12 protein-coding genes and 1 pseudogene are annotated in these 8567 nt (G+C 40.0%); 9 read left to right on the top strand and 4 right to left on the bottom strand.

Features of this window, described 5'->3' with window-relative positions:
• The 7 genes and pseudogenes from BBW68_RS19055 to repA form a co-directional block, all read left to right on the top strand.
• Positions 1-266, top strand: a pseudogene (locus tag BBW68_RS19055) (hypothetical protein); the annotation flags it as partial.
• 48 nt (positions 267-314) lie between these two features.
• The gene (locus tag BBW68_RS02945; protein ID WP_070133938.1) at positions 315-1076 is read left to right on the top strand and encodes a hypothetical protein; all 762 of its coding nucleotides are present in this window, start codon (positions 315-317) and stop codon (positions 1074-1076) included.
• On the top strand, positions 1069-1311 hold the full coding sequence (locus tag BBW68_RS02940) for a hypothetical protein (protein ID WP_070133937.1): 243 nt from the start codon (positions 1069-1071) through the stop codon (positions 1309-1311). The genes BBW68_RS02945 and BBW68_RS02940 overlap by 8 nt, the downstream gene beginning before the upstream one ends.
• 364 nt (positions 1312-1675) lie before the next feature.
• Positions 1676-1915, top strand: a complete 240-nt coding sequence (locus tag BBW68_RS02935) for a hypothetical protein (RefSeq protein WP_070133936.1) — start codon at positions 1676-1678, stop codon at positions 1913-1915.
• A 56-nt stretch (positions 1916-1971) separates the two neighbouring features.
• On the top strand, positions 1972-2229 hold the full coding sequence (locus tag BBW68_RS02930) for a type II toxin-antitoxin system Phd/YefM family antitoxin (RefSeq protein ID WP_070133935.1): 258 nt from the start codon (positions 1972-1974) through the stop codon (positions 2227-2229).
• A complete protein-coding gene (locus BBW68_RS02925; RefSeq protein WP_070133934.1) occupies positions 2229-2657 on the top strand; it encodes a type II toxin-antitoxin system VapC family toxin in 429 nt (142 codons plus the stop codon). The genes BBW68_RS02930 and BBW68_RS02925 overlap by 1 nt, the downstream gene beginning before the upstream one ends.
• A gap of 295 nt (positions 2658-2952) precedes the next feature.
• A complete protein-coding gene (gene repA / locus BBW68_RS02915) occupies positions 2953-3825 on the top strand; it encodes a plasmid replication initiator RepA (protein ID WP_070133933.1) in 873 nt (290 codons plus the stop codon).
• A gap of 1153 nt (positions 3826-4978) precedes the next feature.
• On the opposite strand, the gene BBW68_RS18665 is transcribed toward repA, so the two are convergent.
• The 4 genes from BBW68_RS18665 to BBW68_RS02905 all read right to left on the bottom strand — a co-directional run bounded on the left by BBW68_RS18665 (position 4979) and on the right by BBW68_RS02905 (position 6664).
• Positions 4979-5155, bottom strand: coding sequence for a hypothetical protein (locus BBW68_RS18665; protein WP_164720184.1), 177 nt, complete (start codon positions 5153-5155; stop codon positions 4979-4981).
• Between the two features lie 28 nt (positions 5156-5183).
• Positions 5184-5642: a hypothetical protein gene (locus BBW68_RS15565; RefSeq protein WP_228201133.1), complete on the bottom strand. Its 459-nt coding sequence runs from the start codon at positions 5640-5642 to the stop codon at positions 5184-5186.
• A 5-nt stretch (positions 5643-5647) separates the two neighbouring features.
• Complete coding sequence (locus BBW68_RS02910) at positions 5648-5926, bottom strand: plasmid stability/partitioning protein (protein ID WP_070133932.1); 279 nt, start codon at positions 5924-5926, stop codon at positions 5648-5650.
• Positions 5927-6001: 75 nt separating this feature from the next.
• Positions 6002-6664: a nucleotide-binding protein gene (locus BBW68_RS02905; RefSeq protein ID WP_036944392.1), complete on the bottom strand. Its 663-nt coding sequence runs from the start codon at positions 6662-6664 to the stop codon at positions 6002-6004.
• A 955-nt stretch (positions 6665-7619) separates the two neighbouring features.
• On the opposite strand from BBW68_RS02905, the gene BBW68_RS02900 reads away from it, so the two are divergent.
• Both BBW68_RS02900 and BBW68_RS15560 read left to right on the top strand, forming a co-directional pair.
• Positions 7620-7967: a hypothetical protein gene (locus BBW68_RS02900; RefSeq protein ID WP_070133931.1), complete on the top strand. Its 348-nt coding sequence runs from the start codon at positions 7620-7622 to the stop codon at positions 7965-7967.
• 241 nt (positions 7968-8208) lie between these two features.
• Positions 8209-8355, top strand: a complete 147-nt coding sequence (locus BBW68_RS15560) for a Hok/Gef family protein (protein WP_083264764.1) — start codon at positions 8209-8211, stop codon at positions 8353-8355.
• Positions 8356-8567: the final 212 nt, after the last annotated feature.

Raw genomic sequence — 8567 nt, 5'->3', positions numbered from 1 at the left:
ATAAAAGTGATTTTTACAAAAGATTTGTAGAGCGTAGCTCCATTAATTCATTTGATGGTAATTTGTTGACCCATGAATTAATAAAAATAGATTATGATTATGGAATTACAACAAAGGAAAATAAAGATAAGGCATTATATAATGTTAATATGTTTCTAAATGCCGTGAATCTTGATTGTAAACAAAGTGAAACGTATGACTATATTAAGTGTGCTAATGAAAAGTTACGAGATAACTTTTATTACAAACCTAGTATAGAGGTTTAAAATAATTATGCGAATCATATCTCTGACTGTGACACTAATTCATATCTGATGATTGATGCTCTGTCTTTGGTGGGTATTAAGGGATTTATTGTTTATGCCCCGTCCCATGCTTTTATTGGCTGGATTGACGATTTTGGGAATCCAAAATATTGGGAAACAACTACAAATAATAACACAGGAAAAGAAGCTGATTTGAGCGAAAGTTTTTACACAAAAACATTTGACAGAACATATTATAAATTAATGCCAACAGAAACAGCCATAGATGTATATACGGTTTTAATATCAGCTATTGAAAATGCGAAAGTTGATGTTGAATCATTTTTCATGAAGAACAAAGATAATTCAATTATTTCTGACTTTTATTATTATGATTTATCTGAGAGGAATAAAATATCAAATTTCAAATCAATGGAAATAGAGTCATTAATAGCGACTGATATAACCTCAAATGACAAATACTATGCTTTAGCTAACTACCATTTAATGAATAATAACATTGAAAAAGGAAAGTGGTATTTTATGAAAATAGATAAGGGACGTTGTGGTTCTAGTTGTTATAAGCTTGGATTAGAATTAAATATCCCGCAATATAAATATTTCGATTATTTTTACAAAAAATATAGTGAATTTCATAAAGAAAAAGGAATGGACGTTAATGTCAAAATTTTCTTCCGTGGTTTTTTCATTTTTTGTTTTTCTTTATTGTTTTTATTAATATCTTTAATTAGTGTTTTTTTTATGAAAAAGGTAAGTTGTAAATCATCAAAATCTCAAAGTGTTAATACTAAGGATATGAAAAGTGATTAAAGAAGATAAAATAAAAAACAAGCAAAAAGAAATAGAGAAAGGGATTGTTGGGATATTGCTTTCTATATTTACCCTTGGTTTCTTACTTTTTATGTTTGGAAATAGCAATATTACTGATTGTATAATATCAGCATCAACCGCAGGGCTTTTTTTTACATCGTTATTTACTCTATATATTGTTTTCATTGAAAGAGTTGAGCGTGTTAGTGATAAAAAACAGAAAGACAGTGAATAATTTGCAAACAGAGCTATGCAGAATCTGAGGGATTTCGATTGCGAGCCGTTACACCTACCAGCCCGATTTTTCCTCAGATTTTGCGTAGCGATGCCTCAAAATCTGATAAAGCTACAGTTTTCCGATTTGCTATCACTTTATCTTTCTGCAGCGCATCGAACTGCGGATTTTTGCTATCACTTTTTCAATCCGGAAGCGACCGGCCAAACAAAAAATGATAGCAAAAATAGTAAAAGGTGATCATCCGGCCAAAAGTATCTGCTATCATTTTTGTGTTGGCCAGCTCGCCAGCGCCATTCGAAATGATAGCATTCCGGCGTGAAAGCAAGACTGGCCTCAATGTTTAGCCATTTGAGGGGTATGTATGGGGACATTAACAGTCAGGCCACAGCCGGAACATGAAGATGCACTGGAGGCCGTAGGCGTGTTGTTGCAGGAAAAACGCGCTTCACAGACGTTACTCAAATCACTGATGGCCTACGAGCAACACTGTAAAGAGATCGCCCAACTGAAAGCCGCACTGCACAAGGTCGAAAAAGAACGCGATATGTATAAAGATAAGATAGAGCGTTTTAAAGCTGCCCAGCTTGCGTTATTTGAATAAAACGATTAGATGTAGTAACATATAAACATAGGGTGACGAACAGAAGGAGGTGCGCCATGTTGACGACCTTTTTTACCAGCAGAGAATTTAACCAAGAGATAGGCAAGGCCAAGAAAGCCGCTTGTCAGGGGGCTGTGTTCATTACGGACAGAGGTAAGGCTACACATGTTTTGCTGTCTATTGATGAGTATGAACAGATATCAGGACTGAATGATGAGAATATTGTTGACGCATTATCTGTCCCCGGTCTGTCAGAAATTGAATTTGATACTTCACGGTTAAGCATTTTTCCGCCTGATAGGGACATTTTCTGATGTTCATCCTTGATACCAATGTCATTTCTGAACTACGGAAAGCCGGAGACGGAAAGGCCGACGCACAAGTTATGCGTTGGCTTTCATCTGTAAATTCACGGCAACTTTATCTTTCCGTGATTACGGTTCTTGAGCTGGAGCGGGGGATTTTGCGTGTTGAACGCCGTGACACCACTCAGGGTAAGATGCTGCGCCGCTGGATGGACGGTCATGTTCTGCCGCTTTTTGCAAACCGAATCTTACCGGTTGATATGGCTGTCGTGCGTCAGTGTGCCCGTCTGCACGTTCCTGACCCCAAGCCTGAAAGTGATACACTTATTGCAGCAACGGCTCTTGTGCATGGTTATATTGTCGTTACACGTAATACAAAAGATTTTTGTTCTACGGGTGTGAATATCATCAATCCGTGGGAAGATAACGGAAACTGAGGATCTTATCTCTTTTAAGATCCTGAAATTGATCCTGATGAAATTAAGTGTTAGATTCTGAGGGCTGAATTAAATGAATTTTTGGTCAGTTGCGCCATAAAGCAGCAGGGAACTGGTTCTGAGGTTTTACCGGAGCCAGAAAAGCAAAAACCCCGTTAATCTTCGCAGTCGCCAAACTTAGAAAGATTATCGGGGCATCCATAAATATCATCAGGTATTGTTGTACCTGATGAGGAGTGTAGCCCGATGAGTTATAAAATTCAACTCCTTCTGAACAACATAAGCACTGGTCTTTGTGACTAGCCGCAATGTTTCTTTAACTAACAACTACATACAGGTCAAAAACCCGACACCTTTGTTTGTTAAACCAAAGGATAAAGGGACGCTTCCGTTCTGTCTGAAACTGATGGAAAAAGCCCAAGGGTTCACAGATCGCTTTGATTTCCTCGTTCATGTTGCGTTTTCCCGTTCAATCGGAAAACGTCACCGTAAACCCCCTGTTCTGCGCTGCCGTGTGATTGATGTTTTATTACAGGCAATGTGTTTCCATTATGACCCGTTAGCAGGGGAAACTGGCCGTGTTCAGCGTTCCGTCACTAATCTTGCGATAGAGTGCGGACTGGCGACGGAATCCGATAACGGAAATTTATCCATTACCCGTGTTACCCGTGCGCTGGAATCACTGGCTAACGATTTTGGTTTGATCCGTTATGATAGCGAGTTTGACCCTGTTATCGGCTGCAATGTGCCGTCAGATATTGAGTTTACACCGGCATTGTTTGAAGCCCTCGATATTTCCCCCGAAGCACTGACGGCGGCACGTAACAGCCGTGCGGAGTGGGAAAACCAGCGACGCGAGAAAAAAGGCTTACCCCGTCTTGATATCATGGAATTGGCCGCTAATGCATTTCGTTATGTCCGTGACGGATTCAGGAAGTATCACAAGGAACGGCGGGAACAAGGCTTAAAACGCGCCAGAGCAAAGCGGGAATCCATTCTCAGCCGAAAAGAAATCGAAGCTAAGGTAAAACGCGAAGTGTCCTTAGAAATCGCGGCTGGCCGCTTCCCTGTCGATATGGCCGCTGCACGCAGAGAAATAGCCCGACGAACGACAGAACGAACTATCTTGTCACGGGGTAATTATACCCGCTTATCATCACCTGCCTGATTATCTTTTCGGTTATCCGGCCATGCCGGAGGATTCCGCACGTCTGTTAATCAAAAAAGGTTAAATATTAACCCGCTTTTGTTGGTTCTGTTCATGATGAAGCAAATCAGGGATAACGACAGCAATTTTGGCCGGACTAAAAATGTGATCTGCTGCACGTATTTATACTGGATTCTATTATTCACAATTAACTGCAAGAGGGTATGACAGTTAACTGACAGCCGAGGGATTTTATAAGTGCGTTACGAGGTAAAAATAAAGTGCGTACTTCCTTTTAAAGATCTGTTAGATCTTTCTTTTAAACTAATATGTTTTCTTTCTATTAAAAATAAAACCTGTTCAGCCGTTGTCCTGTGGACAACTCAAAAATGACCGCCCTTGCAGCGGCCATAAGGCCGCGCCGGTTCGGTTAGTCGCTCCGCTCCTGAGTTAGCACCCGCAAGCGGGCAAATCGCTGAACATTTCTTTTGTCTCCGACCATCCGGCAATCTCTCCGCTTTAAATTCCGTGTAATTGGTTCGCTTCGCTCACAGTCTGGCAGGGAAAGGGGCTGACTTATGCTTCACACCGCATCAAAAACGTCACGTAAGCCACATAGACGACTTTTTTAAAGAAATTCATAGAATGGGAAGGACTAAAAGATAGAATTGCGTACAGCAGCACTGAGGAGGATTTTAAACATAGAACTTAAAGGGGTCAGTTTGGAGATCGGAAATTTTTGTACGGTAAGCTTATTTTTTGAACAGGCTGCGTTATCGCAATAGAGTGTACTCCCGCGCTATACGGCCCTTTCAGGGGATTTGACCTTAATCGGATAACCTAAATGCGATACACCAAAGGAGATAACTTAAAAGCGATAGCCGCTGACGCAAAATCAATCAGTTACGCATCTAGATTGGTTAAATAATGCGCTTACCGTACAAAAATTTCCGATCTCCAAACTGACCCCTTAAAAAACCCGTAACGCTCGCCGCAGGACGTGGCCGAGCGTAGCGAGTTAACGACCGAGGAAGCGGAATTTCACCGATGTGACAAAAAGCACTTACACACCGTAGCGACGTTCAGCCTACCGCCTCTCTCCGTTCGTTGCTCAACAGCGACCCCGACGACAAAAACCAGTTTTGCCCGTCTCTCGCTGTTACGATTCCTAAATTTAATTAAAAGCTCTCATCCACAACAAACTGATTACGCCTAAACCGGTAAGCGACGCACCAATTAAGCCTAAATCTTTTCCTATGTCAGATTTATTTGATGTGAAAAAAACAATAAAAGTACCAATAAGTCCGGTAAATGCGCCAACTATAGTAATCCAGAATAAAAATGTAGCCATAATATTATTCCATTCGTTATTTTGGGGGTTAAATATCACCACAACCTAAAGGGCAGCAATTAGGATCTAAACCGTGTGAACAATAACCATCTTCTTGATTTTGTCGAATAGCTTCGGTTATTTCCTCTGGTGATATATAATCAAATTCAGCTCTTGCCAATTGGATTACTTTTCTTTTATCCTCTTGAGTTAATTCACTTAAATAACCATCAATTGCTGTGCTCAAGTTGCGTTGGTAGATTTCATAGACACACCCGCAACGAGATTGTTCTGTTTTTGATAACTCACTGAATATATTACGATATTTGTTAATTATTTCATAATCGTGATATTCACAAATTAAGACTTTTTTACCATCAAAAACCGTGGTTAAACCGTGTCTTGATATGTTATTAGATAGCTCACTTATATCAATTTCGGCATCATCAGGGCATTCATTAAGCGCATCTTTAAGTTCTCTAACTGTTTTGAATTTATGTTCAAGCATTGTAGTTACCTCATTATCTCTATTAAAAACTTAGCCTTATCGCTAGGTGATAGTGATTCAAAGGCAAGCAGCGAAGCCCGTAAAATGTTAATACGTTTCTTCCCTAGTCCGTTAGTCAGCCGGTCTAAACGTTCTAAAGTATCTTCATCCATACGAAAACCTACCATGATAGATTCTGCTTTTTTTGTCGGCTTTTTATCCCCTTGGGCGATAAAATCATTAACCGTCTTGCTTTCTGACTGTTCAATTATTGGCGCGTGTTTTTTTAATTTATTTATATCCATAATCCACCTCAATGCAAAGCTAATCATTGATTAATCATATATGATTAATCAATGATTTTCAATTGTTTTGTTTTCTTAGCTATCCTGAACAGAATCAATGAGTTCAGCGAATAAAAGCTCTAATTGTGCTTTGGCTGATCCTACATTTTTACCTTTAAGCTCATGTACTCCCAACCCCTCATTTATGGCTTTTTCAAAAGCCTTTAAGTTTGATATACGGGTTTTGAATGGGGATAGAAGCAGGGGATCATCGTTAAGATATTGTGTGATTTTTACTGCATCATTATTAAATGGTGAAGTAGGGCAGCGATTAAGTAAAGCAAAGGCTTTTAGCTTTGTGTTTTCCTTTTTAGCTTCGTTCACAATGGATGATAATTTATTCAATGTGACAACTTCTAACATAGATGTTGGGCTTACAGGAGCTATAAATACATCTGCAACAAGTAATGCACTACGAAGCTCGACGCTATCATGTCCGGCAGTGTCTACCAATATTACATCCGTAACGCCGTGCAATTTGTTTATTTCTTTATGTGTATTGCTTCCGTAACAAGTCATAATTGGGATATCAGGGACGGGCTGTTCTCGTCGTAAACTTTGCCATGTGTTCAAATCTTCGTTTTTGTCTGTTCGCACTAATGCTACAGACGCCGTTTTTTGTTGCAACATTACTGCTGAGTTTGCCGTAATTGTGGTTTTTCCTACTCCACCTTTATCTGATCCAAAAACTATAATCATTTTCCCTACCTCTCATTTGGATTTATCAAAGATTAATCAATGAATATCGGTAATGATTAATCTTTAGACATTAAACAGTGATAATCTATGATTAAGCATATCAAGATAATCATAGATTATCAATAATGATTAATCAAAAGATAACAATTTAAGTTAATCTTTGATTAATCGTTTGCATAACTCAACTTATCAAGCGTTGGGCGAACAAAAACGGTGAAGTATAATTTTGTTAAAATGTTTCTTAATTGTTGCGATTTTAACAGAAATTAAACAATGGTGTTTTGGCTGGATTTCTGACAGAAGAGTTCCTGTTTTAGCGGGTAGGGCGGTTGTGTGACAGGGTAACAGTGATTTTGGGTGCTAAAGTCCTGAATTTAACATAATGGGTCTTACGCGCCCCTCGTTTGTAACACCAATATTAAAATGTCACTCCGGTGCGGCGTTTTCCTAAATGGCCGTGGCGGGGCAGGCACAAACACACCCCCATGGTTGAAAGAAACCCGCCCCGCCAGACACAACATATAGTATGTCCGTCAGATGCGACCGATACAACATATAGCATTATCCACAGAAACGGTGGATAACTTTGTTTGTCACCCATTGAGAACCTATCAAACTCAATCCCCGCCCATCTTTAAAAGTACGGTCAATTATTAACCTAACAACAGAAAACTAACGCCCTTCGCTGCGCTCGGTTGTTCAACAGCGACACCGACCCACAAAACCAGTTTTGCGTGTCTCTCGCTGTTCGGTCTTTCTATAGGTCTAAAACGTGCTCAAAACACTTGTGTGTGTTTTTTTTAATACGCGCTATAATTTAACAGCCTGTCCGGTGCAAACAGACTGCGGTCTGTACAGGCTGAAATGCACTATATTCAATCATTTATGTTGAAGCAACGTCGCGTTACGTTGCTTCGGCAGCGTAGCGTGACTTCTGCTTAAAGGAGTTAACGCTATGAAAGAATCAAAAGATTTTATTCAGGTTGACGGTGTGAAAATTTCTATTGGTGATATTTTTCATACTTGTTGGGGTTACGAACAGACAAACGTGGAGTTTTACCAGGTAATTGGACTTCGCGGAACAAAAACAGTTGAGCTACGCGAGATTGCAAGGCGTATTGTTGAAGAAACCAGTTGGTGCAGTGCTGATGTTTGCGCAGTGAAAGATTCGTTTATAGATGATGAAATTTTCAAGCGTCGCGTCAGAGTTCACGGCAATAATGTAGCGGTACGATTCAATGATGTAACTGATGCTTATCGTGCAGAACCAGATAAACGTTTACATTGCTCATGGGGATATTGATCCAATAGCAAGTGAATACCGTTATGAAAGACGCAACCTAATGTTGCGTCTTTTTTTATTCTGGTACGCTATTAATTATTTTGATAGCATTTTTGCGGGTGCTTGAATCTCTCTGGTTCAGGCATTAGCAAGAGCCAGAAAGAAGAAAGCCCCGATAACGGGAGTAATCCCATCATCGAGGCAGTATTCTTAACCTAGACACTTAAGAGTGTGCCTCCTTAAAATTAAGGAGTCAAGGAAAATGACCAAGTATGCGCTAATCGCGCTGATTGCCGTCTGTGTGACGGTGCTGTGTTTATCGTTGATCACACGCGACCGGCTGTGTTCGGTCAGTATGAAAAACGGCAATACAGTAGTTACGGCGACCTTAGATTACGAAGTTAAGTAGTCGTCTGGCGGGGGAATTTTCCCCCGCTATTTTTCTTTCTTTGTTGTTGAGGTTGAGGTTTTCAAGTACCCTGTTTTTATTGCCTGTTACGGTGCAAACAGACTGCGGTCTGTACAGGCTGAGATGCACTACATTCATTCATTTTTGTTGAAGCAACGTCATGTTATGTTGCTTCGGCAACGTAGCGTGACTTCTGCTTAAAGGAGTTAACG

The sequence above is a fragment of the Candidatus Erwinia dacicola genome, from assembly GCF_001756855.1.
GTDB classification, from domain to species: Bacteria; Pseudomonadota; Gammaproteobacteria; order Enterobacterales; family Enterobacteriaceae; genus Erwinia; species Erwinia dacicola.
This window is presented reverse-complemented; position numbering and strand designations above follow the sequence as displayed.